This is a genomic window from Streptomyces shaanxiensis (assembly GCF_039537145.1).
Lineage (GTDB): Bacteria > Actinomycetota > Actinomycetes > Streptomycetales > Streptomycetaceae > Streptomyces > Streptomyces shaanxiensis.
The window spans coordinates 608,408-633,778 of the sequence record NZ_BAAAZY010000010.1 but is presented as its reverse complement, the minus strand read 5'-3'; the positions used below and the strand labels follow the sequence as shown (position 1 = coordinate 633,778).

Annotated in this window: 22 protein-coding genes; 9 read left to right on the top strand and 13 right to left on the bottom strand. The window is 71.1% G+C overall.

The features are described from left to right. Positions 1-14 precede the first annotated feature (14 nt). Genes ABD932_RS16840 through ABD932_RS16820 form a run of 5 tightly spaced genes read right to left on the bottom strand, consistent with a single transcriptional unit; the run spans position 15 to position 5,265 of the window. Positions 15-887 (bottom strand): glycosyltransferase family 2 protein, encoded by an 873-nt coding sequence (locus tag ABD932_RS16840; RefSeq protein WP_345014440.1) that lies wholly within the window; start codon positions 885-887, stop codon positions 15-17. Positions 888-892: 5 nt separating this feature from the next. After that, complete coding sequence (locus tag ABD932_RS16835) at positions 893-1,672, bottom strand: CDP-alcohol phosphatidyltransferase family protein (RefSeq protein ID WP_345013398.1); 780 nt, start codon at positions 1,670-1,672, stop codon at positions 893-895. Then, on the bottom strand, positions 1,650-2,711 hold the full coding sequence (locus ABD932_RS16830; protein ID WP_345013396.1) for an iron-containing alcohol dehydrogenase family protein: 1,062 nt from the start codon (positions 2,709-2,711) through the stop codon (positions 1,650-1,652). The genes ABD932_RS16835 and ABD932_RS16830 overlap by 23 nt, the downstream gene beginning before the upstream one ends. Further along, positions 2,699-3,451, bottom strand: coding sequence for a phosphocholine cytidylyltransferase family protein (locus ABD932_RS16825; protein WP_345013394.1), 753 nt, complete (start codon positions 3,449-3,451; stop codon positions 2,699-2,701). The genes ABD932_RS16830 and ABD932_RS16825 overlap by 13 nt, the downstream gene beginning before the upstream one ends. Then, on the bottom strand, positions 3,448-5,265 hold the full coding sequence (locus ABD932_RS16820; protein WP_345013392.1) for a DUF5941 domain-containing protein: 1,818 nt from the start codon (positions 5,263-5,265) through the stop codon (positions 3,448-3,450). Before ABD932_RS16820 ends, ABD932_RS16825 begins: the two co-directional genes overlap by 4 nt. A gap of 281 nt (positions 5,266-5,546) precedes the next feature. On the opposite strand from ABD932_RS16820, the gene galE reads away from it, so the two are divergent. The 3 genes from galE to idi all read left to right on the top strand — a co-directional run bounded on the left by galE (position 5,547) and on the right by idi (position 8,422). Next, positions 5,547-6,518, top strand: coding sequence for a UDP-glucose 4-epimerase GalE (gene galE, locus ABD932_RS16815; RefSeq protein WP_345013390.1), 972 nt, complete (start codon positions 5,547-5,549; stop codon positions 6,516-6,518). A gap of 157 nt (positions 6,519-6,675) precedes the next feature. Beyond that, the gene (locus ABD932_RS16810) at positions 6,676-7,617 is read left to right on the top strand and encodes a cation diffusion facilitator family transporter (RefSeq protein ID WP_345013388.1); all 942 of its coding nucleotides are present in this window, start codon (positions 6,676-6,678) and stop codon (positions 7,615-7,617) included. A 211-nt stretch (positions 7,618-7,828) separates the two neighbouring features. Then, positions 7,829-8,422: an isopentenyl-diphosphate Delta-isomerase gene (gene idi, locus ABD932_RS16805; protein ID WP_345013386.1), complete on the top strand. Its 594-nt coding sequence runs from the start codon at positions 7,829-7,831 to the stop codon at positions 8,420-8,422. A gap of 30 nt (positions 8,423-8,452) precedes the next feature. Here the strand turns inward: idi and ABD932_RS16800 are convergent, their stop codons facing one another. After that, positions 8,453-8,962: an ATP-binding protein gene (locus ABD932_RS16800; protein ID WP_345014438.1), complete on the bottom strand. Its 510-nt coding sequence runs from the start codon at positions 8,960-8,962 to the stop codon at positions 8,453-8,455. Between the two features lie 288 nt (positions 8,963-9,250). Between ABD932_RS16800 and ABD932_RS16795 the strand changes: the two genes are divergently transcribed. Next, the gene (locus ABD932_RS16795) at positions 9,251-10,000 is read left to right on the top strand and encodes an enoyl-CoA hydratase/isomerase family protein (protein WP_345013384.1); all 750 of its coding nucleotides are present in this window, start codon (positions 9,251-9,253) and stop codon (positions 9,998-10,000) included. Here ABD932_RS16795 and ABD932_RS16790 read toward each other — a convergent pair. Both ABD932_RS16790 and ABD932_RS16785 read right to left on the bottom strand, forming a co-directional pair. After that, positions 9,987-10,622, bottom strand: coding sequence for a DJ-1/PfpI family protein (locus tag ABD932_RS16790; protein WP_345013382.1), 636 nt, complete (start codon positions 10,620-10,622; stop codon positions 9,987-9,989). The genes ABD932_RS16795 and ABD932_RS16790 overlap by 14 nt on opposite strands. 65 nt (positions 10,623-10,687) lie before the next feature. Then, complete coding sequence (locus tag ABD932_RS16785) at positions 10,688-11,647, bottom strand: GlxA family transcriptional regulator (protein WP_345013380.1); 960 nt, start codon at positions 11,645-11,647, stop codon at positions 10,688-10,690. A 125-nt stretch (positions 11,648-11,772) separates the two neighbouring features. Here ABD932_RS16785 and ABD932_RS16780 point away from each other — a divergent pair, with 125 nt between their 5' ends. The 5 genes from ABD932_RS16780 (at position 11,773) to ABD932_RS16760 (ending at position 17,349) form a co-directional block, all read left to right on the top strand. Then, entirely contained in the window at positions 11,773-12,642 is an 870-nt protein-coding gene (locus ABD932_RS16780; RefSeq protein ID WP_345013378.1) for an SCO6745 family protein, read from the top strand. Between the two features lie 105 nt (positions 12,643-12,747). Next, positions 12,748-12,879, top strand: a complete 132-nt coding sequence (locus tag ABD932_RS16775; RefSeq protein WP_345013376.1) for an LPFR motif small protein — start codon at positions 12,748-12,750, stop codon at positions 12,877-12,879. A gap of 103 nt (positions 12,880-12,982) precedes the next feature. After that, positions 12,983-15,355, top strand: coding sequence for a Tex family protein (locus ABD932_RS16770; protein WP_345013374.1), 2,373 nt, complete (start codon positions 12,983-12,985; stop codon positions 15,353-15,355). Positions 15,356-15,483: 128 nt separating this feature from the next. Beyond that, positions 15,484-16,041 carry a putative glycolipid-binding domain-containing protein gene (locus ABD932_RS16765; RefSeq protein WP_345013372.1) on the top strand — a complete coding sequence of 186 codons (558 nt, stop codon included), beginning with the start codon at positions 15,484-15,486 and terminating at the stop codon, positions 16,039-16,041. A gap of 111 nt (positions 16,042-16,152) precedes the next feature. Further along, entirely contained in the window at positions 16,153-17,349 is a 1,197-nt protein-coding gene (locus tag ABD932_RS16760; protein ID WP_345013370.1) for a serine hydrolase domain-containing protein, read from the top strand. A gap of 9 nt (positions 17,350-17,358) precedes the next feature. On the opposite strand, the gene abc-f is transcribed toward ABD932_RS16760, so the two are convergent. From abc-f to ABD932_RS16735, 5 genes are all read right to left on the bottom strand, one after another. Then, positions 17,359-18,999 carry a ribosomal protection-like ABC-F family protein gene (abc-f, locus tag ABD932_RS16755; protein WP_345013368.1) on the bottom strand — a complete coding sequence of 547 codons (1,641 nt, stop codon included), beginning with the start codon at positions 18,997-18,999 and terminating at the stop codon, positions 17,359-17,361. A 206-nt stretch (positions 19,000-19,205) separates the two neighbouring features. Continuing rightward, entirely contained in the window at positions 19,206-20,228 is a 1,023-nt protein-coding gene (locus tag ABD932_RS16750; protein ID WP_345013366.1) for an oxidoreductase, read from the bottom strand. A gap of 104 nt (positions 20,229-20,332) precedes the next feature. Next, the gene (locus ABD932_RS16745) at positions 20,333-22,036 is read right to left on the bottom strand and encodes a BCCT family transporter (protein ID WP_345013364.1); all 1,704 of its coding nucleotides are present in this window, start codon (positions 22,034-22,036) and stop codon (positions 20,333-20,335) included. Positions 22,037-22,124: 88 nt separating this feature from the next. After that, positions 22,125-23,384 carry a M14 family metallopeptidase gene (locus ABD932_RS16740; protein ID WP_345013362.1) on the bottom strand — a complete coding sequence of 420 codons (1,260 nt, stop codon included), beginning with the start codon at positions 23,382-23,384 and terminating at the stop codon, positions 22,125-22,127. Beyond that, entirely contained in the window at positions 23,381-25,336 is a 1,956-nt protein-coding gene (locus ABD932_RS16735) for a Xaa-Pro dipeptidyl-peptidase (protein ID WP_345013360.1), read from the bottom strand. Before ABD932_RS16735 ends, ABD932_RS16740 begins: the two co-directional genes overlap by 4 nt. Positions 25,337-25,371 lie beyond the last annotated feature (35 nt).

Here is a 25,371-nt window from a genome sequence, read left to right as displayed (position 1 = left end):
CAGGGTCGAGCTTGTCAGATGACAGGAGGTCGGCCCAGTCGGGTCAGCCGCCACACCGTACGCCACTTCATGGGCCTGCGGGGACCGCACGGAGTGGTCACGCCTTCCCGGAATCCGCCGAACCATGCCCTCAGGGCGGGGCGGGAGGGGCGGCGGACGAGGGTGAGCAGCAGCCAGACGCCCAGATAGACCGGGACGAGGGGGGCGGGGAGGTTGCGGCGGGCGAGCCAGACGCGGTTGCGGGCGACCATGCGGTGGTAGACCGCGTGCCGCGAGGGTGCCGTCGTCGGGTGGTACAGCACCATGTCGGACCGGTAGTCGATCATCCAGCCCGCGTCGAGGGCCCGCCATGCCAGGTCGGTTTCCTCGTGGGCGTAGAAGAACTCGTCCGGCAGGCCGCCGACCTCGGCGAAGACCTGGGTACGGACGGCGTTGGCGCCGCCCAGGAAGGTGGTGACCCGGGAGGAGCGCATCGGGTCGGAGGCCCGCAGCCGGGGCACGTGGCGGCGCTGGGTGACGCCGGTGTCCGGGTCGGCGATGCGGAAGCTGATGATGCCGAGCTTCGGGTCCGCCTCGAAGGCCGTGCGGCACAGCTCGGCGGTTTCGTGGTTCGCGAGGAGACCGTCGTCGTCGAGGAAGAGCAATATGTCGACGTCGCGGCCGCTCGGGCCGAAGGCCTCGATGCCGACGTTGCGGCCGCCGGGGATGCCGAGGTTCTCGGGCAGCTCGATCGTGCGGACGCCCTCGGGGACGTCGGGCACCGGGGAGCCGTTGCCGACCACGACCACCTCGACGCGGTCGCCGTCCTGCTTGGCGACCGAGTCGAGAAGTGCGCGCAGCTCGTCGGGGCGGTTACCCATGGTGATGATGACCGCGCCGACCTTCATGCCGCTCACTTCAGCCTGCTCGAGGCGAGGATGGACACGAGGTGCAGCACGGTCTGCAGCAGCGCGATGCCGGCGAGCACCGCGACGCCGAGCCGGGAGAAGAACAAGTCGCCGCGGACCTGGTCGGCGATCGCCAGGACCAGGATCAGCAGGGACGCCTCGATGCCGAGGATCAGGCGGTGGAACTTCAGGGCTGCGGCGGCCTTGCGGGCCAGTGCCATGCCGGAGGTGCGCATCTCGGACGCGGCCTCCTTGACCGGCGCCAGGCCCTGCTGATGCCGGGCGACGCCGACCAGGTCGGTCTCGGCCTTGATCAGGATCGCGCCGAGCGCGGCCAGCGTGCCGAGGAACGCCCACAGCCAGTCGATACGGCCGCTGCCCCACAGGTCGGCGGCGCGCAGACCGAAGCCGACGAGCACCGCGGCGTCGGTGAGGTAGGCGCCGACGCGGTCCAGATAGACCCCGCCCAGCGAGTACTGCTTCCTCCAGCGCGCGATCTCGCCGTCGACGCAGTCCAGCAGCAGGTAGAGCTGGACCATGACGACGCCGAGGACCGCCCCGGGGATCCCCGGCACCAGGAGTGCCGGGGCCGCGAGGACACCACAGATGGTCATCAGGTACGTGAGCTGGTTGGGCGTGACCCTGGTGTTCACCAGGTAGCGGTCGACCCGCAGGGACACCTCGCGCATGTAGAGGCGTCCCATCCAGTGCTCACCGCTGCGCCGGTCCTTCACCCCCGCGGGGTGAACGACGGGGCGGAGTTCAGCTACCGATGGCCTTGACATAGTCGGCGTAGATGTCCTTGATCTGGTCGGTTGTCAGGTCGAGGTGTTCGAGGATCGTGTAGCGGCCGGGCCGGGTCTGCGGAGCGAACTCCACCACGCGGACGAACTCGTCGTCCGTGAAGCCGATCTCCGCCGGCAGTACCGGCAGCCCGTGCCGACGCAGCACCTCGGCCATGTAGGCCGACTCCTCGTGGGCTCCGCGCAGGTACATCGCGAAGGCCGCACCCAGTCCGCACTGCTCGCCGTGGGCGGCGGCACGCTTGGGGAACAGCAGGTCGAAGGCGTGGTTGATCTCGTGGCACGCGCCGGAGGACGGGCGGGAGTCGCCCGACACCGACATGGCGATACCGCTGAGCACCAGCGCCTCGGCCAGCACCTGCAGGAAGTCGGTGTCTCCTATACCGCCGGGGTGCCTGAGCACTGCCTCGCCGGCCTGTCGGGCGATCGCCGCGGCGAGGCCGTCGATCTTCTCGCCGTTGACACGGTTGGCGAGTTCCCAGTCGGCGATCGCGGAGATGTTGGAGATCGCGTCGCCGATGCCCGCGCGCACGAAACGCGCCGGAGCGTCGCGGATGACGTCCAGGTCGATGACGACCGCGATCGGGTTCGGCACACCGTACGAGCCACGGCCCGCGTCGTTGTCGAGGGTGGCGACCGGCGAGCACAGACCGTCGTGCGCGAGGTTCGTCGGTACGGCGACCAACGGGAGGCCGACGCGCGCCGCGGCGAACTTGGCGCAGTCGATGATCTTGCCGCCGCCGAGCCCGACGACGGCGTCGTAGTGGCCGGCCTTTATGTCGCCGGCCAGCCGGATCGCGTCGTCGAGGGTGCCGCCGCCGACCTCGTACCAGCTGGCGCCGGGCAGCGCGGGAGCGAGCCGCTCCCTGAGCCGTCCACCGGAACCGTTGCTGACCGCGACGGCCAGCTTGCCGGAGTGCGAGATGCGCTCGTCGGCGAGCACACCGCCGAGGTCGTCGAGGGCACCCGGGCGGATGTCGACGACGACCGGCGAGGGGATCAGCCGGGTCAGTACTGGCATGCGATCTCCCGTCCTCGGGCGAGATCGTCGTGGTTGTCGATCTCGACCCACTTGACGTCGCCGATCGGCGCCACGTCGATCCGGAAGCCGCGGTTCACGAGCTCCTGGTAGCCGTGCTCGTAGAACTGCTGCGGGTCGGTCTCCCACACGGCCTTGAGGGCGTCGGCCAGCTCGGGGGCGGCGTCGCCCTCGATGAGCGTGACGCCGATGTACTCGCCCGTGGCCTCGGCCGGGTCCATCAGCTTGGTGATCTTCGTCATGCCCTTCTCGGGGTCGACGACGACCTTCATCTCCTCGTCGGCCAGGTCCTTGACCGTGTCCAGGGCGAGGATGATCTTCTTGCCGTCGCCGCGGGCGGCGAGCAGCGTCTTCTCGACGGAGACCGGGTGCACGGTGTCGCCGTTGGCGAGGATCACGCCGTCCTTGAGGGCGTCACGGCCGCACCACAGGGAGTAGGCGTTGTTCCACTCCTCGGCCTTGTCGTTGTCGATGAGGGTGAGCTTCAGACCGTACTTCCGCTCAAGGGCTTCCTTGCGCGCGTACACGGCCTCCTTGCGGTAGCCGACGATGATCGCGACCTCGGTCAGACCGATCTCGGCGAAGTTGCCGAGGGTCAGGTCCAGGACCGTGGGTTCGCCCTCTATGCCCGCAGGCCCCACCGGCACCAGAGCCTTGGGAAGGCTGTCGGTGTAGGGGCGCAGACGCCGTCCGGCGCCGGCCGCCAGCACGAGGCCGATCATGCGGGTTCTCCTTCATCGTGTACGGCGGGCGCGCCGCCCAAGTGGGCAGCCACCCAGAAGCGGATGCTCTCGACGAGCACCACGAGGGCCACGGCCACGGCGAGGGCCGTGAGCGCGACCTTGAACTGCGAGGCGGTGAGCGCGGCGGCCAGGACGGTGACGAGCAGCGTCCGCCCTTCGTGCCCCCCGATGGAGCGCACCAGCCAGGCCGGGGGCGCTCCGGCGTTGCCGCGGATGCGGTACACCGTGTCGTAGTGATGGTAGGCGACAGCGGCCACCAGCCCGAAAGCTGCGGGAAGGGCTCCGTTCACCTCGGCTTTGGCCGCGAGCATCAGGACCGTGCAGTATTCGGCGGCCCGGAAGAGGGGCGGCACCAGCCAGTCGAGGGGGCCCTTGAGGGGGCGAGCGACGGCCAGGCCCGAGGTGACGGCGTAGACGAACGCGCCGACGACTGCCCACGGACCGCCGAAGCCGGGCTGCGCGGCCAGGCCGAGGAGGACGAGGCCGCCGAGGAGGGCCACGGCGGGGGCGGTGAAGCCGGGCAGCTTGCGCGCGGGGTTCTTGAACGCCTCCGCGAAGCCCTGCGCGAGCGGGCCCGAGTCCGCGAGGTCGGCCAGTGCCGTCGCGGCCCGGTCGGTGCGCTGCGCCCGGCGCGTCAGGGAGCGCAGCACCCGGCCCGCCGTGGTGTACGTCGCCGCGAAGGCACAGCCGATGAGCAGCGCGTAGAAGGTGATGCGCGGGGTCGTGACCGCGGTCAGCACCGCGATCATCGCCCAGCGCTCACCGATCGGCAGCACGATCATCCGGCGCAGCCACACCGTCCAGCCGACGCTGTCGAGCTTGTCGGAGAGGGCGGCGGTGGGGCTGGTGTTGGCGGTGGCGTCGTGGTTGGCCTCGTTGAAGGAGAAGTCGACGACGTGCCGGCAGGTCTGGAGGACCATCGCGCCGAGGGCGAGGGCCCAGACGTCGTCGCCGCCGCGGGCCGCGCCGAGGGCGAGGCCGGCGTAGTAGGCGTACTCCTTGGCCCGGTCGAAGGTGGCGTCGAGCCAGGCGCCCAGCGTGGAGTACTGCAGGGAGTAGCGGGCGAGCTGGCCGTCGGTGCAGTCCAGCACGAAGGAGAAGATCAGCAGGAGGCCGGCCGCGACGAAGCCGCCCCGGGTGCCGGTGGCCGCGCAGCCCGCCGCGATGAGCGCGGTGATCAGGGAGGCGGTGGTGACCTGGTTGGGGGTCAGGCCCCGGCGGGCGCACCAGCGGGCGATGTAGCGGGAGTAAGGGCTGATGCAGTAGGTCGTGAAGAAGCCGTCGCGGGACTTCACGGCCGACTTCAGGCGTACGGCCTCGTCGTCGACGGCGGAGACGGCCTGCCGTGCCTCGTTGCGGGCCTGCGGGTCGGCCGGGACGACGGCGACCAGGCTGCCGAGCTCGGGGCGGTGCACGTCGGAGCCGTCGTCGGTGAGGGCGGTGACGATGCGGTCGGCGAGACTGTCGACGGCGAGCGCCGTACCGCCGCCCGCGGAGTTCTCGCGGGCCATCGCCCGGGTCAGGGCCTGGCGTCCGGCGGGCTGGGCCGTCACGGCGCCCGGGATCGCGGCGAGCGGGAAGCGGGGGTCGGTGAGGCCGAGGCGCAGCGCGTGCAGGTGGCCGACGAAGCGGGCGTCGACGAGGGCGACGCGCTGGTCACCGGGTACCTGGGCGAGGAGCGTCTCGGCGTCGGCCGGGTCGGCGGCGACCCGCACGTCGTAGCCGAGGGACCGCAGATCGCCCTCGATCGACGATCCGGGGACCGGCTGACCGGTGAGGATGGCGGTCGACAACCGAACTCACTCCCTGGGTGCCGGCATGTCCGCGCCGGTCATGTACGTGGGTGGCGGCGCCCGTTGGCAGTGGTGGCCGGGCGGCGTGTCGGCAGAGGCTATCGGATGACTGGAAGCCGGCGTTCACCGCCCGTTTGGCGGAGCGATCAACGTGGTTTGCCCAGAGCTTTGCCGCGATCATCATCGGGGATCCGCGGTCCCGCCTACAAACTCGCGCTGACAGACCGGGGCATCACAGACATTGCGTCCGCCGCAGGCGCCTCGGCATAGGGTGGGCCACCATGACATGGCTGATCACAGGCGGAGCCGGCTACATCGGGGCACATGTGGCGCGGGCCATGACCGACGCCGGGGAGCGGGTCCTCGTACTGGACGATCTCTCGGCCGGGTTTCCCGCGCGGCTCCCGGCCGGCGTCCCGCTCGTCGAGGGCTCGGCGCTGGACGGTGACCTGCTGAAGCGGGTGTGCGCCGAGCACGCGGTGACCGGTGTGGTGCATCTCGCCGCGCGCAAGCAGGTCGGGGAGTCGGTGGCGCAGCCGACGCGCTACTACCGGGAGAACGTGGGCGGGCTCGCCACGCTCCTGGAGGCGGTCGCCGAGGCCGGGATCAAGCGGTTCCTGTTCTCGTCGTCCGCCGCCGTCTACGGCAACCCGGATGTGGATCTCATCACGGAGGACACCCCGTGCGCGCCGGTGAACCCCTATGGCGAGACCAAACTCACCGGGGAGTGGCTGGTGCGGGCGGCGGGCCGGGCGCACGGCATCTCGACGGCGTGCCTGCGCTATTTCAACGTCGCGGGCGCCGCCGCGCCCGAGCTGGCCGACACGGGCGTCTTCAACATCGTCCCGATGGTCTTCGACCGGCTCACCCGTGACGAGGCCCCGCGGATCTTCGGCGACGACTATCCGACGCCGGACGGCACCTGCATCCGTGACTACATCCATGTCGCCGATCTCGCCGAGGCGCACCTGGCGGCGGCGCGGCGGCTCACCGGAGCGGACGCGAGCGGTGATCTGACCGTCAACATCGGTCGCGGCGAGGGCGTCTCCGTCCGCGAGCTGATCACCGTGATCGGCGAAGTGACCGGCGACGGGCGCCCCGCCGTGGTGGAGGCCCGGCGTCCCGGGGACGCCCCGCGCGCGGTCGCCTCTGCCGCGCTCGCCGCCGAGGAGCTCGGCTGGACGGCTTCGCGCGGGGTACGCGAGATGGTCGAGTCGGCGTGGCAGGGGTGGCTGCTCCACCACGGCGGCTGATCTTGCAAGGCCCTGACCTGCGGATCGTTTCCGCAGGTCAGGGCACATGACAACGGTGTTCAGTGCCGCGTTGCCGGATACCCCCTACCCGTAGTTCACTGTGATCCCGGACGGACATTCCGATCGTCGGAACGGACCGCAGAAGGGCGGCTTTCTCATGGGGGCTGGGCACGATCACGGGCACGCGCATGCGCACGCGCCGACGAGCGGTACGGCGGCTGCCGCGTACCGCGGGAGACTGCGCGTCGCGCTGTCGATCACGCTCTGCGTCATGGTGGTCGAGATCATCGGCGGTGTGGTCGCGGACTCGCTCGCCCTGATCGCGGACGCGGCGCACATGGCGACGGACGCGCTGGGCCTGGGCATGGCCCTGCTCGCCATCCACTTCGCGAACCGGCCGCCGAGCACGACGCGCACCTTCGGCTACGCCCGCGCGGAGATCCTCGCCGCCCTCGCCAACTGTCTGCTACTGCTCGGTGTCGGCGGCTATGTCCTGTACGAGGCGGTCCAGCGCTTCTTCACGCCCGCGGCAACCGAGGGCGGCCTGATGATCGTGTTCGGCGCGATCGGCCTCGTCGCGAACATGATCTCGCTGACGCTGCTGATGCGCGGCCAGAAGGAGAGCCTGAACGTGCGCGGCGCCTTCCTGGAGGTGGCCGCGGACGCGCTGGGCTCGCTGGCGGTGCTGATCTCGGCGGCGGTGATCCTGGCCACCGGCTGGCAGGCCGCCGACCCGATCGCCTCGCTGGTCATCGGCCTGATGATCGTGCCCCGCACCGTAAAGCTGCTGCGCGAGACCCTCGACGTGCTACTGGAGTCCGCCCCCAAGGACGTCGACATGGCGGAGGTGCGGGCCCACATACTCGCCCTGGACGGCGTCGAGGACGTCCACGATCTGCACGCCTGGACGATCACCTCCGGTATGCCGGTGCTGTCGGCGCACGTGGTGGTGAGCTCCGACGCCCTGAACGCGATCGGCCACGAGAAGATGCTGCACGAACTCCAGGGGTGCCTGGGTGACCACTTCGACGTGGAGCACTGCACCTTCCAGCTGGAGCCGGTCGGGCACGCCCAGCACGAGGCCCGGCTCTGCCACTGAAACAACCGTACGATCCGCGCTGAAACAACCGTACGGTCCGATAAAACGCCAGTACGGACGGAATGCAGCGATCCGGTGGTCGGTTGCGTCCTCATGCTCACAGCGCCCCGACGGGCGGTTCCGTGCCCGCCGCGCCGGGCACGATCAACTGCCGGGAGTGCCGGATTCGTACGGCACACTTGGGGCGCGAAGACCGATGCGAAGGATGGGTATGCCGATCACACCTGCGACCGCGACGCACAGTCCGTCGAACGGCGCCGCAGACGCGATTTTGCTGGAACTGGTCGACGAGAACGGTGTGACGATCGGCACCGCGGAGAAGCTCGCCGCCCATCAGCCGCCGGGACAGCTGCACCGCGCGTTCTCCGTGTTCCTCTTCGACGCGCACGGCCGGCTGCTGCTCCAGCAGCGGGCGCTCGGCAAGTACCACTCCCCCGGCGTGTGGTCCAACACCTGCTGCGGTCACCCCTACCCCGGCGAGGCACCCTTCGCGGCCGCGGCCCGGCGGACGTACGAGGAGCTCGGCGTCTCCCCCTCGCTGCTCGCCGAGGCGGGCACGGTCCGCTACAACCACCCGGACCCGGACTCGGGCCTGGTGGAGCAGGAGTACAACCACCTCTTCGTCGGCATGGTGCAGGCCCCGCTGCGGCCGGACCCGGAGGAGGTCGGCTCGACCGCCTTCGTGACGTCGGCCGAGCTGACGGAGCGGCATGCGAAGGACACCTTCTCGTCCTGGTTCATGACCGTGCTCGACGCGGCGCGCCCCGCGATCAGGGAGCTGACGGGCCCCTCGGCCGGCTGGTGACGAGTCGGACCCCGATCCGCCGGACCGGCCCTAGGGCACGTGCACGGGCTTGAGCGGTACGGCAGCCCAGATCACCTTGCCCCCGCTCGCCGTGTGCTCGACGTCGCACACGCCGCCCGCCTCCCGCGTCACCTCGCGGACCAGGAGCAGCCCACGGCCGCCGGTCCGGCCGTGGTCCGCCTCCAGGGCGGTCGGGCGGTAGGGATGGTTGTCCTCCACGGACACCCGCAGCCACTCGGCGCCGACGGCGACCTCCACGGCGAGCATCGGCGACAGCAGCGCCGCGTGCCTCACGGCGTTGGTGACCAGCTCCGACACGATCAGCAGCAGCCCCTGGACCAGGTCGTCCGAGACCGGCACGCCCTGGCGGTACAGCAGGTCCCGTACGGCGTGCCGCGCCTGCGGGACCGAGGCCTCGACGGCGGGGGCGGTGAACCGCCAGACGCCTTCGTACGGCAGTGGATTCGGCGGCCGCTGACCAAGGGACTCGTCCGCGTCGCCTGCTGGGCGTGGGCCGGACCCGCGCCCATGGTTCTCCATCGTCCGGTCGCCACCCTCGCGCTCGATTGTCACCACACCTCGAGTGTTGGTAACGCACCGGTCCGGACCGTAGAACTGAACACAAGTCAGCAGGTATCGAGCGATTCTGATCGTTGGCGTATGACACGGTCAGTTGTGGGACCGCTCCTGTCCCCGCTCGTGCCGACTTGGCGAACTATTCGGGTTGTACGGGTTTGGCGATGTCCTTCTCCGCGACCATGCCGACGATCCGGTGCAGAGGAGCCCTCCCTGATCGGCTGTTCGGCGCGAGCGGATAGCATCCGCCGCATGGAGCCCCAGCTGCTGCACAGCGTCACCGACTCGGTCGCCACCGTCGTCATCCACCATCCGGCCAAGCGCAACGCGATGACGGCCGCGATGTGGCGGGGGCTGCCGCCGCTGCTCGGCACGCTGGCCGCCGATCCGGCCGTACGGGCGCTGGTGCTGACCGGTGAGGGCGGGACGTTCTGCGCGGGCGCCGACATCTCCACGCTTCAGGGGTCGCCCAAGGAGGCGCAGGAGCTGGCCGTGGCCGCGGAGGAGGCGCTGGCCGCCTTCCCGAAGCCGACGCTGGCGGCGATCCGCGGCCACTGCGTGGGCGGCGGGTCGCAGCTGGCGTCGGCGTGCGATCTGCGGTTCGCCGAGGAGGGGTCGCTGTTCGGGGTGACGCCGGCGAAGCTCGGGATCGTGTATCCGGCGTCCTCCACCCGGCGGTTGGTGTCGCTGGTGGGACCGGCCACCGCCAAGTACCTGCTGTTCTCGGGTGAGTTGATCGACTCGGAGCGGGCCTTGCGGACGGGCCTGGTGGACGAGGTGCTGCTCGAGGGCGAACTCGGCAAGCGGGTCGCGGAGTTCACCCGGATCCTGGTGTCGCGCTCCCAGCTGACGCAAGCCGCGGCGAAGGAGTTCGCGGACGGGCGCACCGACCGCGACGAGCACTGGGCGGAGCAGGCCCGCGGAAGCGGCGACACCGCGGAGGGCGTCGCCGCGTTCCTGGAGCGCAGGCAGCCGCGCTTCACCTGGACTACGTCAGACTGAACCGGCTGTTCGTGCGGAACTCCTCGACAAGGTGGGCGGGGGCCTTCCGCGGGGAGCCGGCGTCGTAGGGCGGCTGCGGGTCGTACTCGATCAACAGCTGTACGGCCTGGGCGTGTTCGTCACCGGCGATCTTCCCGACGAGGGTCAGGCCCATGTCGATGCCGGAGGAGACGCCGGCCGCGGTGATGTACTTCCCGTCGGGCACCACCCGCTCGCCCGTGGGCTCGGCGCCGTACTGCGGCAGGAAGTCCAGGGTGAGCCAGTGGGAGGTGGCGCGACGGCCCTCCAGGAGGCCGGCGGCGGCGAGGAGCAGTGAGCCGCTGCAGACGGAGGTCGTCCAGGCACTCGTGGTGTCGGCGGTCCTGAGCCACTCCAGGAGGGCCTTGTTCTCGATCTCGGCGAAGGTGCCGGGCCCGCCGGGCACCACCACGACCTCCGGGTGCGGCACATCGGCCAGCGCCTTGTCCGCCGTCAGGGCGAGGAACCCCGTGTCGGCGCGCACCGGGCCCGCCTCGGCGGCGACGAAGTCGACCTGCGCGTCCGGGAGCCGGCTCAGGACCTCGTAGGGCCCCACGATGTCGAGGGCGGTGAAGCGGTCGTACAGGACCATCGCGATCTGCATGGTTTCCCTTTCCGCCGGGCTTGCGCTCGGTGTTGGTCGGGCTTGCTGGACGGCGTCTGCCGGGCTCACTGGGCGGCCACGGGGCGGAACCGGCGGCGGTACTCGACCGGGGCCGTCCCGAGGCTCTTGACGAAGGCGCGCCGCATTGCCTCGGGGGTGCCGTAGCCACAGGCGCGGGAGATCTCCTCGACTCCGTCGCCGGTGTCCTCCAGGAGCCGGCGGGCGTGTTCGAGGCGGACCCGGTCGACGTACCGGCCGGGGGTCATACCGGTCTCGTTCTGGAAGGCGCGGGCGAAATGTCGCGGGGAGAGGCTCGCGCGGGCGGCCAGCGCCTCGACCGTCAGATCGGCGTCGGGGTGCTCGGTGATCCAGCGCTGGACGTCCCGCAGGGGCTCGCGCTGGGCGGTCTGGGCGGCGAGTTGAGCGCTGAACTGGGCCTGGTTTCCCGGTCGGCGCAGGAAGACGACCAGGTGGCGGGCGATGGCGAGGGCGACGTCCCGGCCGAGGTCCTCCTCGACCAGGGCGAGGGCGAGGTCGATGCCCGAGGTCACGCCGGCGGAGGTGGCGACATGACCGTCGCGGACGTAGATCGGGTCCGGGTCGACGACGACGGCCGGGTGGTCGCGGGCGAGCTTGTCGCAGTACGCCCAGTGGGTCGTGGCACGGCGGCCGTCGAGCAGGCCCGCCGCGGCGAGCAGGACGGCGCCGGTGCAGACGGAGACCAGACGCTCGGCACGGGGGCCGTGCTCGCGCAGCCAGTCGGTCAGGTCGGGTTGCGGGCCGCGGGTGCCCCTGCCGCCCGGGACGACGAGGATGTGCGGGTCGGGGGCGTCGGCGAGGGCATGATCCGGTACGACGGTCAGGCCGCCGGACGTGCGGACGGGACCGCCGTCCAGGGAGGCCGTGCGGATGCGATACGAGCCCGGCGTGTGCGTCTCGGCCCCCACGAAGACCTCCAACGGCCCGGTGACATCGAGGCTCTGCACGTCGTCGAAGAGTACGAAGAGAACGGTTCGCTGCGCCATGGCACCGATTCTTCGGCGACCGTTCGAGTGGCCGCAATGACGAGTCCCCCACCTTTTCTGCCACGCTCCACGCGCGCGTGTGAGAGGCGTACCGGACGTACCAAGCGGTTGGTAAGGTCCGGGCCATGACTGCTGCCGCCCTCGAACCCCGTGCCGGCCGACGCTGCCACAACATGCTGAACACCCTGCACGCGGCGTCCTACTTCGCCCCGGAGCTGGGCACGGAACTCGCCGCTCTGGGCATCACACACCCAAGGGCCGTCAACTTCGCGGTGCGGGCGGCGGCGCTGGGGCCGGTCGGCGCGGGTGCGGTGACGGCGACGTTCTACAACTACAAGCACGACCTGGTGGCCCGGCACGTACCCGCGGTCTGGGCGATCGCCTCGCCCGAGGACGTGCTGGCGGCACGCGCGCGTGCGGTCGACGCGACGCTGCGGCGGCTGCTCGGCGAGGAGGCGCTGACGTCCCCGGAGATGGCGGAGGCCGCACGGCTCGCGCTGCGGGCCACCGAGGCGTGCTCGCGCAGTGCCCGGCCGCTGTACTCGGCACACGCGGACCTGCCGGTCCCCGAGGAGCTCCACCTCGCCTACTTCCACGCCGCGACGCTGCTGCGTGAGCACCGGGGTGACGGGCATCTGGCGGTGTTGGTCTCGGCGGGGCTCGACGGTCTGGAGGCGGTGGTGACGCACACCGCGACCGGCAAGGGCATGACGCCGAAGTGGGTGTGCGCCACGCGCGGCTGGACGCGGGAGGACTGGGACGCGGCGTCGGGGCGGCTGCGTGAGCGGGGGCTTGTGGACGGTGCGGGCGGGCTGACGCCGGAGGGGGTCGCCGTGCGCGAGGAGATCGAGTCCGAGACGGACCGGCTGGACCGGGCGCCGTACGAGCACCTCGGGGCGGAGGGCGTGGCGCGCCTGACCGAGCTCGGCGCGGGGTTCGCTCGGGCTGCGGCGGGAGCCGGGGCGTTTCCGGGGGATCTGATCGGCAAGGGCTGAGCCGCGCCGTGAACCCATGATCAGGGCCGTGCCGCATGCCGAGCCCCAACCGCGGTACCCGGTCCTCGACCGGCCACCGTGGCCGGGAAAGGACAGGTGAACCACGTGCTTCGCGCAATCGCAGACGTACTCCGGCAGATCGGCGGCGCCATCGCCACCGTCGTGACCTTGCCGTTCCGGGCCCTCGCGCGGCTCTTCGGCGGCGCCTCGGGCAGCACACGCGGCCGCAGGGCCTGATTCCGACCCGCCACGACCGGCCGGGTTGCCGCCCTGATCCCCGGTTGTCGGTGCCACCTGCCACAATTGCCGCGCAACCTCAGTGAGAAAGCGGGACGGGATCGTGACGACACCCCTCGTAGGGTCCATCGAAGGCAGGATCGCCGCGGAGCTCGGCGTACGGGAGCGGCAGGTGAAGGCTGCCGTGGATCTGCTCGACGGCGGTTCGACGGTGCCCTTCATCGCCCGCTACCGCAAGGAAGCGACCGAGATGCTCGACGACGCGCAGTTGCGCACGATCGAGGAGCGGCTGCGCTATCTGCGGGAGCTGGAGGAGCGGCGGACGGCGATCCTCGACTCGGTGCGCGAGCAGGGCAAGCTGACCGAGGAGTTGGAGGCGCAGATCCGCGGCGCCGAGACCAAGGCGCGGCTCGAGGACATCTACCTGCCGTACAAGCCGAAGCGCCGGACCAAGGCGCAGATCGCCCGGGAGGCCGGCCTCGAGCCGCTCGCCGAGGGGCTGCTCGGCGACCCGGGCATCGAACCCCTCGCCGCTGCCGCCGCGTTCGTCGACGCCGACAAGGGCGTGGCCGACCCGCAGGCCGCCCTGGAGGGCGCCCGGGCGATCCTCACCGAGCGGTTCTCGGAGGACGCCGACCTGATCGGCGAGCTGCGTGAGCGCATGTGGGTGCGGGGCCGGCTGGCCGCCAAGGTGCGGGAGGGCAAGGAGGAGGCGGGCGCGAAGTTCGCCGACTACTTCGACTTCGCCGAGCCGTTCACCGAGCTCCCCTCGCACCGGATCCTCGCCATGCTCCGCGGCGAGAAGGAAGAGGTTCTGGACCTCGTCCTGGAGCCGGAGGAGCCGACGGAGGGTCCCTCTTCGTACGAAGGGATCGTCGCCCACAGGTTCGGGATCGCCGACCGCGGCCGTCCGGGCGACAAGTGGCTGACGGACACGGTCCGTTGGGCCTGGCGGACCAGGATTCTCGTGCACCTCGGCATCGACCTCAGGCTGCGGCTGCGCACGGCCGCCGAGGACGAGGCTGTGGGTGTCTTCGCGGCCAACCTCCGCGACCTGCTGCTCGCCGCCCCGGCCGGCACACGCGCGACGCTGGGCCTGGACCCGGGCTTCCGTACCGGCGTGAAGGTCGCCGTGGTCGACGCGACCGGCAAGGTGGTGGCCACCGACGTGATCTACCCGCACGTCCCGGCCAACAAGTGGGACGAGGCCATCGCCAAGCTCGCACGGCTGGCGAAGGAGCACGCGGTCGAGCTGGTCGCGATCGGCAACGGCACGGCGTCGCGCGAGACCGACAAGCTCGCCGGTGAACTGATCGGCAAGCACCCCGAGTTGAAGCTCACCAAGGTGATGGTGTCCGAGGCGGGCGCCTCCGTGTACTCGGCATCCGCCTTCGCCTCACAGGAGCTGCCCGACATGGACGTGTCGCTGCGCGGCGCCGTCTCCATCGCGCGCCGGCTCCAGGACCCGCTCGCCGAGCTCGTGAAGATCGACCCGAAGTCGATCGGCGTCGGCCAGTACCAGCACGACCTGTCCGAGGTGAAGCTGTCGCGCTCGCTGGACGCGGTGGTCGAGGACTGTGTGAACGGCGTCGGCGTCGACGTCAACACTGCCTCCGCACCACTCCTCGCGCGCGTCTCCGGCATCACCTCCGGGCTCGCCGAGAACATCGTGTCCCACCGGGACTCCAACGGACCGTTCACGTCCCGCTCGCAGCTGAAGAACGTGGCGCGGCTCGGCCCGAAGGCGTACGAGCAGTGCGCGGGCTTCCTGCGCATCCGCGGCGGCGACGACCCGCTGGACGCGTCCAGCGTGCACCCGGAGGCGTATCCGGTGGTCCGGCGGATGGTGAAGACGGCCGGGCAGGAGGTGGCCGCCCTCATCGGCAACACGGGCGTGCTGCGGTCCCTGAAGGCGAGCGACTACGTGGACGAGACGTTCGGTCTGCCGACCGTGACGGACATCCTCAAGGAGCTGGAGAAGCCCGGGCGCGACCCGCGTCCGGCCTTCAAGACGGCCACCTTCAAGGAGGGCGTCGAGAAGATCTCCGATCTGGCGTCCGGGATGGTCCTGGAGGGCGTCGTGACGAACGTGGCGGCTTTCGGGGCGTTCATCGACGTCGGTGTCCACCAGGACGGTCTGGCGCACGTCTCCGCGTTGTCGAAGACCTTCGTCAAGGACCCGCGGGACGTGGTGAAGCCCGGTGACATCGTCAAGGTGAAGGTCCTCGACGTCGACATTCCGCGCAAGCGGATCTCCCTGACGCTGCGGCTCGACGACGAGGCGGCTCCACAGGGACAGCAGGGCGGTGGCGGCGAGCGCCGGCAGCGGGGCGGGCGGCCGCCCCAGCAGCGACAGGGGCGCGGCGGCGGTGGCGGAGGTGGCAGCTCGCGCCAGGCACCGCCGCCGGCCAACAGCGCGATGGCCGACGCCCTGCGCCGCGCGGGTCTGCTCGACCCGAAGAAGGGCAAGCGCTGAGCCGGCCAACGGGCCGACATACCCGGGGCAGGCGCTGAACAGGCGGCGCAGGCGCTGATTCGACACGCGGGCCCGGACCCTCCGTACGACACGGAGGGTCCGGGCCCGTTCGCCCGTAGGGTGACGACATGGCGACGTCACGTGTCATCACCTGGGAAGTGTCGGAGAGCAAGGGCATCGAGACCGCCTGGACCGAGCTCGGCGCCGACGCCCTGCGGGCCCGCGGCCGGGCGGTCGGCACGACGCCACAGCCGTACTGGATCTCCTACGAACTCGATACGGCCGACGGCTTCGTGACGCGGCGGCTGCAGGTCGTCGCCGAGTCCGCGGAAGGCGTGCGCACGCTCGATCTGCGGCATGACGGGGCGGGCCGGTGGACGGCCAACGGCGAGCGGCTGCCGGATGTCGAGGGCGCCCTCGACTGCGACCTCGGCCTGTGCCCGCTCACCAACACGATGCCGGTACTGCGGCACGGGCTCCATTCGGCGCCCGGGGAACGGGAGTTCCTGATGGCGTGGGTGTCGGTGCCGGACCTGGCGGTGACACCGTCGCGGCAGACCTACACACACCTGCGGCCGGGCCTGGTTCGCTTCGTCTCCGGCGACTTCCGCAGCGACATCGCGTTCGACGACGACGGCTTCGTCAAGGACTACCCGGGGCTGGCGACGCGGTTCGGCCGGTCCTGAGGGCGCGGTGCCTGTTGGGCCATGTGCAGTAGCGGACGCGGCTGCCCGGTTCCGGGCGGGAATGGCTGGACGGACCGGACCGCTCGTGTGTCCGCCGCCCAGGGAGTGCCGATGCCTACCCCCACCCCCTCTCGCCGCCGTTCCCCACTCGGCCCCCGCCTCGGGGCGGCGTCCCTCATCACCGTCTGCCTGATCCTGCTGTCCTCCGTCGGCGCGGGCGCCGCCCAGCCGCCCGGATCGCACCCTCAGGACACACTCCAGCACCAGCTCGACGACCTGGTCCGCACCCCGGGTGGCCCGCCCGGTGCCATCGCCGTCCTGCGCGACGACCGCGGCAGCCGGGTGGTCCGGGCCGGCGTCGCGAACCTGGCCACGGGCCGCAGACCGGAGCCCGGCGACCACATGCGCATCGCCAGTGCGGCCAAGGCGTTCAGCGGCGCGGTGGCGTTGTCCCTCGTCGACCGCCGCTACCTGCGTCTCGACGACACCCTGCGTGAGCGGCTGCCGCGCCTGCCGCGGGCGTGGGGCGCCGTGACGCTGCGTCAGCTGCTGAGCCACACCAGCGGCCTGCCCGACTACGCGCAGGCCCCGGCGTTCCTGCGGACCCTTCAGGCCAACCCCCGGCACCGGTTCGACTCGCGCCGGCTGCTCGACTACGTCGCCGACCGGCCGCTGCTGTTCCGGCCCGGCAGCCGCTACCAGTACTCCAACTCCGACAACATCGCGGTCGCCCTGATGGCGGAAGCGGCGACCGGCGTCAGGTACGAGCGGCTGCTGGACGAGCTGGTGTACCGGCCGCTGCGTCTGGTGCGCACCAGCCTGCCGCAGGGCTACCGGATGCCGGTGCCGTACCTGCACGGCTACGACGTGAGCCCGCCCGCGGCGCCGGAGGACGTGAGCGAGGTCCTGAGCATGTCCGGGGTGTGGGCGTCGGGCGGCATCATCTCCACGCCCCTCGACATGACCCGCTTCGTCCGCGGCTACGCCGGTGGCCGGCTGTACGGTCCCCGTGTCGTGCGGGAGCAGCGCCGCTGGATCCCCGGGGCGGCCTCCGAGCCCGCCGGGCCGGGGCGCAACGACGGCGGGCTGGCCATCTTCCGGTACACGACCCGGTGCGGTGTGGTGCTGGGGCACACCGGCAACACGCTCGGCTACACGCAGCTGATCGCCGCCACGCCGGACGGGCGCCGGTCGCTGACCTTCTCCGTCACCACCCAGATCAACGAGGCCATGAAGCCCGATCTGCTGCGGAAGATGCGCGCCGTACAGGAGAACTTCGTCTGCGCGCTGCTGCGCCACAGGCGCTGACGCAGCTTCCTACCGTTCGGTCACCTTGCCGTCGGCGACCTCCAGGCGGCGGGTGACATGGACGGCGTCGAGCATGCGCCGGTCGTGGGTGACCAGGAGCAGTGTGCCCTCGTAGGCGTCCAGGGCCGATTCCAGTTGCTCGATGGCCGGCAGGTCGAGGTGGTTGGTGGGCTCGTCCAGGACGAGGAGGTTGACGCCCCTGCCCTGGAGGAGGGCGAGGGCCGCGCGGGTCCGTTCGCCCGGGGAGAGGGTGGCCGCCGAGCGCAGGACGTGGTCCGCCTTGAGGCCGAACTTGGCCAGGAGGGTGCGGACTTCCGCCGGTTCCGTGTCCGGGACGGCGGCGCAGAAGGCGTCCAGCAGGGACTCCTCGCCGTGGAACAGCTTGCGGGCCTGGTCGACCTCGCCGATCAGGACGCCCGAGCCGAGCGTCGACTGTCCCGCGGTCAGCGGGATACGGCCCAGTAGGGCGCCCAGCAGCGTCGACTTGCCCGCGCCGTTCGCGCCCGTGACCGCCACCCGGTCCGCCCAGTCGATCTGGAGGGACACCGGGCCGAGGGTGAAGTCACCGCGTCGTACCTCGGCGTCCCGCAGGGTCGCGACCACCGCGCCCGAGCGGGGTGCCGACGCGATCTCCATGCGCAGTTCCCACTCCTTGCGCGGCTCCTCGACGACGTCCAGGCGCTCGATCATGCGCTGGGTCTGGCGGGCCTTCGCGGCCTGCTTCTCGCTGGCCTCGCTGCGGAACTTGCGGCCGATCTTGTCGTTGTCGTTGTTCGCCTTGCGGCGTGCGTTCTTGACGCCCTTGTCCATCCAGGAGCGCTGCATCTGTGCCCGGTCCTGGAGGGCGGACTTCTTGTCGGCGTACTCCTCGTAGTCGTCGCGGGCGTGCCGGCGGGCCACCTCGCGCTCCTCCAGGTAGGCCTCGTAGCCGCCGCCGTAGAGGTTGATCTGCCCCTGGGCGAGGTCGAGCTCGAGGACCTTGGTGACCGTGCGGGTGAGGAACTCGCGGTCGTGGCTGACGACGACCGTGCCGGCGCGCAGGCCGCTGACGAAGCGTTCCAGGCGCTCCAGGCCGTCGAGGTCGAGGTCGTTCGTCGGCTCGTCGAGCAGGAAGATGTCGTAGCGCGACAGCAGCAGCGAGGCGAGGCCGGCCCGTGCCGCCTGGCCGCCCGACAGGGACGTCATCGGCTGGTCCAGGTCCACGGCCAGGCCGAGCGAGTCCGCGATCTCCTCGGCCCGCTCGTCGAGGTCGGCGCCGCCCAGGTCCAGCCAGCGCTCCAGGCTGGTGGCGTACGCGTCGTCCGCGCCGGGCGCCCCGTCGACCAGGGCCTGCGTCGCCTCGTCCATCGTCCGCTGGGCCTCGGCGACTCCGGTACGGCGGGCCAGGAACTGCCGCACGGTCTCGCCGGGGCGCCGCTCCGGCTCCTGCGGGAGGTGACCGACGGTGGCGGTCGGCGGGGACAGCCGCAGCTCGCCCTCCTCCGGTGCGACGAGCCCGGCGAGCAAGCGGAGCAGCGTGGACTTGCCCGCGCCGTTGGCCCCGACCAGGCCGATCACGTCTCCGGGCGCGACGACGAGGTCGAGCCCGTTGAACAGGGAGCGGTCGCCGTGGCCGGCGGCGAGGTTCTTGGCGACGAGGGTGGCGGTCACAAGGGGCGATCCTAATGGCCGCGCCGCCTCGGACGCGCCGAGGTTTCCGGCGCGCAAGATCGCCGGAGCGGCAACGCCCTCAGGGGCGCGGGGCCGTATCGATGTGCGGCTCCGCCGCGTGGGCGCGACCAGTCGCAATGAGCCCGCTGACGACTGACGGCGTTTGGCGGCACCCACCTCCGTTCCATCCCGGCCCTGGCGGACCGCTACCGCGCCATGGCCTCCACCAGCACACTCCCCGACGTCCGCGCCACCACGAACGACTCCCCCTTCACCGCCTTCGCGTCCAGCGCGATGCGGTGCCGGCCCGGTTCCAGGATGCCGTCGAAGACCTCGTGGGCGTGGGTGCGGTACAGGCGGTCGAGGCGGTACGCGGTGAGGCGGACCCGGCAGGGTGAGGTGACCTCGACGCCCGCCTCTCCGTCGGCGGCCACCAGGCGGGTCAGGCGGCGCTGTTCGACCGGGCTGCGGTCCAGGGCGTGTTCGATCTGCGCGACCAGCAACGGCACGATCGGCGCGAGGCCGTCGACGTAGGCCACGTCGACTCCGGCGTCCGAGAAGGCGCGCCGTACGGCGGCACGCTGGTCCTTGGCGACCGCGCGACCGAAGGCGACGGCGCCGTAGGTGCGCAGCTCGTCGGCGGGGACGCCACCCACGTCATGGGTGATGTCGGCGCCGATGCCGATGGTGCGCAGGGCGGCGGCGAGTTTTGCGAGGAGGGCGACGCGGGCGCCGATGAGGAGCACCCGGCGGCGTGGTGCGTCGGGGTCGTTGTCGAGCAGGGAGCCGAGCGCCGTGCGGTACTCGGCGCCCTGGAAGCGGAAGGGTCCGATGCCGTGGTAGCCGTTGAGCTCCAGGTCGGCATGGTCGTCCGTCTGCCAGGCGAAGTCCCGCCAGATGTAGTCGTCGCCGTCCTTGTCGATGACGGCGGTGACGGCGCCGCAGGCGAGGTCCGCGCACTCGGGGCAGCCGTAGATGACGTACCGGCTGCCTGGAAGCGGGGCGTCCGCCTCCAGAAGCAGGCTGCGGACCTGTGCGGTGAAGATGGCGGGCGGGACGTCGGAGGCGAGCGGGGAGACGGCGTCGAGGTCGGAGAGCTGGAACAGCAGCGGGCGTCCGTCGACGATGAAGTCCACGAAGTCCCGGTGCACCTGGAAGTCACCGTTGGCGAGGACGCCACCGGCACGCATCGCCGGTGCCAGGCCGAAGGTCGCGTACTCGGCAGACATGCTGTGAGTATCCCCAGGGCGGGACCGATATGAGCGCGGCATGACATATTCCGCTACATCCCGCCCTGGGAGGCGAACAGGTGGACGAGCCCTGGGTACGCCGGTCAGGCGTGGTCGTGGCCCAGCGGGTCGCCCTCCGCTCCGGTGCCGGGGCCCGGGCCGACCTTGATCTCGAAGTCGCCGTCGTACCGCTTGTGGCCCTCGATCACGGCGAGTTCGACTGCCTCGGAGCCCATCTCGGTGCGCACGATGACCGGGTCCCGGCGCAGATCGCGCATGAGGGCGACGCACATGCCGACCATCACGAGGACGAAGGGCGCCGCGGCCAGGATCGTGAGGTTCTGCAGGCCGGTGAGCGCGTCGCCCTGGCCGCTGCCGACGAGCAGCATGATGGCGGCGACGGCTCCGGTCACCACACCCCAGAACACCACGACGAAGCGGCCGGGTTCGAGGGCGCCCTTCTGGGAGAGCGTGCCCATCACGATGGAGGCGGCGTCGGCTCCCGAGACGAAGAAGATGCCGACCAGGATCATCACGAGCAGACTGGTGGCGGTCGCGATGGGGAACTCCTGGAGGAGGCCGAAGAGTTGGCCCTCGGGGGTCTCCTCGCCGCCGAGCCCGCCGCCCTCCTTCACCTTCATCGCCGTACCGCCGAAGATCGCGAACCAGACGAGGCTGACCGTGCTGGGCACGAGGATGACGCCGCCGACGAACTGCCGGATGGTGCGGCCCCGGCTGATCCGGGCGATGAACATGCCGACGAAGGGCGTCCAGGAGATCCACCAGGCCCAGTAGAAGACGGTCCAGCTGCCGAGCCAGTCCGCGACGCCCTCGCCCCCGCTGGCCTCGGTGCGGCCGGCGAGCTGGGGCAGGTCGCCGAGGTAGGAGAAGATCGACGTGGGCAGCAGGTCGAGGACGATGATCGTGGGGCCCGCGATGAACACGAAGAGCGCGAGGATCAGGGCGAGCACCATGTTGGTGTTGGACAGCCACTGGATGCCCCGCTCGATGCCGGAGACGGCCGAGGCGACGAAGGCCAGGGTCAGGACGGCGATGATCGTGACGAGCAGGCCCTCGCTCACCTCGTCCATCCAGTCCAGCTCCTGGAAACCGGAGCCGATCTGGAGCGCCCCCAGGCCCAGTGACGCCGCGGAGCCGAAGACGGTGGCGATGATCGCGAGGATGTCGATCACCCGCCCACCCGTGCCGTTGGCGTGCTTCTCGCCGATCAGCGGCGTGAAGACGGCGCTGATGGTCTGGCGTCGGCGTTTGCGGAAGGTGCTGTAGGCGATGCCGAGTCCGACCACCGCGTAGATCGCCCAGGGGTGCAGCGTCCAGTGGAACAGGGTGGTCGCCATCGCCGTCTCCATGCGTTCGGCGGAGTCGGCGGGGTCGGTGCCCGGCGGTGGGGTGTTGTAGTGCGCGAGCGGCTCACTGACGCCGTAGAACATCAGGCCGATTCCCATGCCGGCGCTGAACATCATCGCGACCCAGGAGACGGTCTTGAACTCGGGCTCCTCGCCCTCGGCGCCGAGATGGATACGGCCGTAGCGGCTGATCGCGAGCCACAGCGCGAACACCACGAATCCCGAGGCGGCCAGTATGAAGGCCCAGCCGCCGTTGTGGATCAGGCCGTTCAGCATCTTCGTGGACACGCTCTCCAGCGAGTCCGTGGCCGCCCAGCCCCAGATCACGAAGGCCACAGTGATGGCGGCGGTGACGCCGAACACCACTCGGTCCGTGCTGCGGTGGCCGGAATCGCCCGAAGGCCCCTCCCGGCCACCTCTCTTCTTCAGATCGTCGGTCATCAGCGGCACCTTCCCCTGGAAACGGTGGATACGCCGGTTCCACATCGTTTCCCAGGACCTACCACAGATCCCGTCGATCGCAGCTGTTTCAGCAGTCGGTGTCGGGCTCGGCCGCCGTGAGGTGGTACGGGGCGCGCTCGTCCAGGAGCAGCGGGACGAGGGCGCGCAGCGACTGGCGGAGCGGGACGTAGGTGCCGTGTGTCTTCACTCCGTGCAGGGCGAGTTCGTCCCTCACCTGCGCGTACTGGTCGGTGGTGAGCCGGTAGCCGCAGGGCGGGTCCTGGATCACCTCGGCCGGTTCGGGCGTGTCGTTGTCGGCGCCGCCGACGTACACGGGTCCGGTGTCGGTGTAGCCCGCCAGCCGGGCCAGGCCGGTCGCCGCCTCGACCCGACCGCGCCGGGCGTCGGTGAAGTCGAACAGGCCCTCCAGCGAGCCGAGTTGGGAGTGCACCCGGCGCCGGTTGTTGAGGGCCTCGTCCGCCTTCTCCGCATCCGTGAGGGGGTCGACGCGGCTCTCGATCAGCAGGCCGACCGAGTGCTTGACGCCGGACATGTTCCGCAGGATGCGTTCCTGGCCGTCACCGGCGACCTGCTTGATCGGTTCGCCGGTCTCGGGGTCGGTCCAGATGCCGTACGTGCCGGTCGAGTAGCCGGCGCTCGTGGCGGCGGGGCGTACGTAGGACTCCGAAAGGGTCTGGGCCTCGTCGTGGACGTGCGCGTCGGTGTTGAGGTTGCGCGGCCACAGGTCGAACAGGTCCTTGTCGTAGTACGGCGGTGTGGCGCCGTATTCGTGCAGGTCGTAGACCACGTCGGGGCGTTGGTCGCGGATGACCGCGGCCATGGCCCGGCCCTCGGCGGTCTGGAGCGCGAGGTGGTCGCGGTTGATGTCCACGCCGTCGCTGTTGCCGCGGGTGTCGGCGGCCCGGCCGTCGGGGTTGGCGGTGGGCACGACCAGCAGGGTGGTGCGCTCCAGGAAGCGCCGGGTCTGCCGGTCCTTCGCGTAGGCCAGGTCGCGGATGGTGGACAGGCAGGCCTCGCGGCCGGAGGGCTCGTCGCCGTGCTGGCTGCAGATGAGGAGCACCTTGTTGGCGGCGGGGCGGGTGCCGATGCGCACCAGTTGGAGCGGGCGGTCCTGTTTCGTCGTGCCGATGCCGGCCACGGAGACGCGGTCGCTGGCCCGGTCGACGGCCGCGAGGAAGTCCTGCTCCTCGGCCTCCCCGGTCCATCTGGCGCCGTTCGACTGCTCGAAGCCCGTGCGGGGCGGGGAGTCGGCGGCGTGGGCGGGGACGGCGACGAGGGAGGCGGCGAGGGCCGCCGCGATGACGGTGACGGCTCGGATGCGGGTCACCGGCCTCCCTCCGGGACGCGCTGGGTGGTGCGCGGCGCGGTGACGCCGTCGAGGGGCGTGGTCGCGGGGGTGGCGGAGACGGAGCCCGCCGTGGCGCGTGCGAAGGCGGGGGCGCCGCCGACCAGCGGGACGCGGGCCTTCGTACGGGAGAGGTCGAGGGTCAGGGTCGGCTTGGTGGACGGCGGGTCGATCAGGTCCTTGTCCGTGCCCGCGACGATCAGGGCGAGGCGGTGGCCGGCGGGGACGACGTGATCGGTGGCCGCCAGGTCGAGGGTCATGGTGTACGCCTTGCCCGGCGTGAGCGGTGCGCCCTGCAGGTCGGAGGCGTGATTACCCAGGTCGGCCCAGCCCCGGCTGACGACCGTGTAGTCGACGTCGGCGGTCTTGGCCTTCGTCTCCTTGAAGCAGGCACTGTCGCCGGTGGTGCTGACGCCCCAGCAGGTGCGGTCGGTGAGCGTGGTGATGCCCTCGCCGCTGGTCGCGTAGTCGCGGATGGTGTCGGGGCCGAGGTCGACCAGGACGGCGGAGAGATGGGCCGTCGAGGTGGTCGGGGTCGCGGTGACGGTGACCTCGGAGGAGCCGGACAGGCGCAGGTCGCGGGTGAGCGGCTTGGTCACGAAGCCCGCTTTGTCGGGAGTCGGCTGGTCGATGTGGGCGGCCCAGTCGGTCTCGCTGTGCTGCGGGTCGTCGGTGAAGGTCTCGGTGCCCTTGCCCTTGCTCAGGCCGAGGGTGCCGACGCCCGCCTGGGTGCCCTTGGCGGGGCGCAGGGTGGTGGTGTCGGTGCCGCGCGGGGGCCAGATCTTGGAGGTGACCCACTGGTCGGGGTGGCGTTCGATGTCGGCCATCGGCTCGCGGTCGATGCCGTTGTCGTAGCCGAGGAGTTCATGGTCGAACCAGCGGTGCAGGGTCTCCACCCATTCGGCGCGGCGGAAGTCGAACGGGTCGACGTGGCCGGTCTGGGAGAGCCATATCTTGCGCTCGACGCCGTTCTTCGCCAGGGCGTCCCACCACTGGCCGACGTGCTTCATCCGGACGTTGAGGTCCTGCATGCCGTGGATCAGGAAGACGCTCGCCTTCACCTTGCGCGCGTCCTTCACGTAGTCGCGCTCGGTCCACAGGGGCGTCCAGTCGCCGGTGCGCGGGGCCCCGTCGACGAGCATCTGCTGGACGGCGCCGCATTTGGCGCGGGCGTCCGGGCTGTCGACGTAGTCGGAGAGCCAGTCGGGGCCGGAGTCGTAGAGCGGGGCGCCCTGCTGGAAGTAGTAGTCGTACCAGGAGGAGATGGCGCTGATCGGGACGATCGTCTTCAGGCCCTCGACGCCGGTCGCGGCGACGCCGTTGGCTATGGTGCCGTCCCAGCTCTTGCCGATCATGCCGGTGCGGCCGTTGGTCCAGGTCGCCTTGGCCTTGGTGGTGCCGGTGCGGTTCGTGTACGCCTTCCCGCGGCCGTTCAGCCAGTCGACGACGGCCTTCGCGGAGAGGATGTCGGAGCGGCCGCCGACGTCCACACAGCCGTCGGAGCGGTTGGTGCCGGCGAGGTCGACGCCGACGAAGGCGTAGCCGCGGGGCACGAAGTAGTTGTCGTAGTACAGCGGCATCTGGACGACGTCGCCGTCGGCGTCGTACGTCTTCTTCTGGCTCTCGTTGCCGCGTCCGCAGCAGGAGTAGTACGGGCTGGCGTCCATGATGACGGGCACCTTGCGGCCCTGGGCGGCCGTCTCGCGGGGCCGGACGATGTCGACGGCGACGCGGTCGTTCTTCCCGTCGCGGTCGTGATCGAGTCCGGTGTCCACCCATACGGCCTCGCGAACGGCGTTCTCGTACGAGTAGACGGGCCGGCTCTCCTGCGGGGCGGCCTGCGCCGTCGCCGGTGAGAGGAAGGCGGCCAGCAGGGATGCTGCGGCCGCCGTGGCGAGCGGTCTCCAGATCGTGAAGCGCATACGTTTCGGCATGCGCGGACGTTACATCGATCAACTCCCGCACAGAA

Coding starts and splice junctions, on each gene's coding strand:
- ABD932_RS16840 (WP_345014440.1), bottom strand. CDS start 887: ATGAAGGTCGGCGCGGTCATCATCACCATGGGTAACCGCCCCGACGAG.
- ABD932_RS16835 (WP_345013398.1), bottom strand. CDS start 1,672: ATGTCAAGGCCATCGGTAGCTGAACTCCGCCCCGTCGTTCACCCCGCG.
- ABD932_RS16830 (WP_345013396.1), bottom strand. CDS start 2,711: ATGCCAGTACTGACCCGGCTGATCCCCTCGCCGGTCGTCGTCGACATC.
- ABD932_RS16825 (WP_345013394.1), bottom strand. CDS start 3,451: ATGATCGGCCTCGTGCTGGCGGCCGGCGCCGGACGGCGTCTGCGCCCC.
- galE (WP_345013390.1), top strand. CDS start 5,547: ATGACATGGCTGATCACAGGCGGAGCCGGCTACATCGGGGCACATGTG.
- ABD932_RS16810 (WP_345013388.1), top strand. CDS start 6,676: ATGGGGGCTGGGCACGATCACGGGCACGCGCATGCGCACGCGCCGACG.
- idi (WP_345013386.1), top strand. CDS start 7,829: ATGCCGATCACACCTGCGACCGCGACGCACAGTCCGTCGAACGGCGCC.
- ABD932_RS16800 (WP_345014438.1), bottom strand. CDS start 8,962: ATGGAGAACCATGGGCGCGGGTCCGGCCCACGCCCAGCAGGCGACGCG.
- ABD932_RS16795 (WP_345013384.1), top strand. CDS start 9,251: ATGGAGCCCCAGCTGCTGCACAGCGTCACCGACTCGGTCGCCACCGTC.
- ABD932_RS16790 (WP_345013382.1), bottom strand. CDS start 10,622: ATGCAGATCGCGATGGTCCTGTACGACCGCTTCACCGCCCTCGACATC.
- ABD932_RS16785 (WP_345013380.1), bottom strand. CDS start 11,647: ATGGCGCAGCGAACCGTTCTCTTCGTACTCTTCGACGACGTGCAGAGC.
- ABD932_RS16780 (WP_345013378.1), top strand. CDS start 11,773: ATGACTGCTGCCGCCCTCGAACCCCGTGCCGGCCGACGCTGCCACAAC.
- ABD932_RS16765 (WP_345013372.1), top strand. CDS start 15,484: ATGGCGACGTCACGTGTCATCACCTGGGAAGTGTCGGAGAGCAAGGGC.
- ABD932_RS16760 (WP_345013370.1), top strand. CDS start 16,153: ATGCCTACCCCCACCCCCTCTCGCCGCCGTTCCCCACTCGGCCCCCGC.
- ABD932_RS16750 (WP_345013366.1), bottom strand. CDS start 20,228: ATGTCTGCCGAGTACGCGACCTTCGGCCTGGCACCGGCGATGCGTGCC.
- ABD932_RS16745 (WP_345013364.1), bottom strand. CDS start 22,036: ATGACCGACGATCTGAAGAAGAGAGGTGGCCGGGAGGGGCCTTCGGGC.
- ABD932_RS16735 (WP_345013360.1), bottom strand. CDS start 25,336: ATGCCGAAACGTATGCGCTTCACGATCTGGAGACCGCTCGCCACGGCG.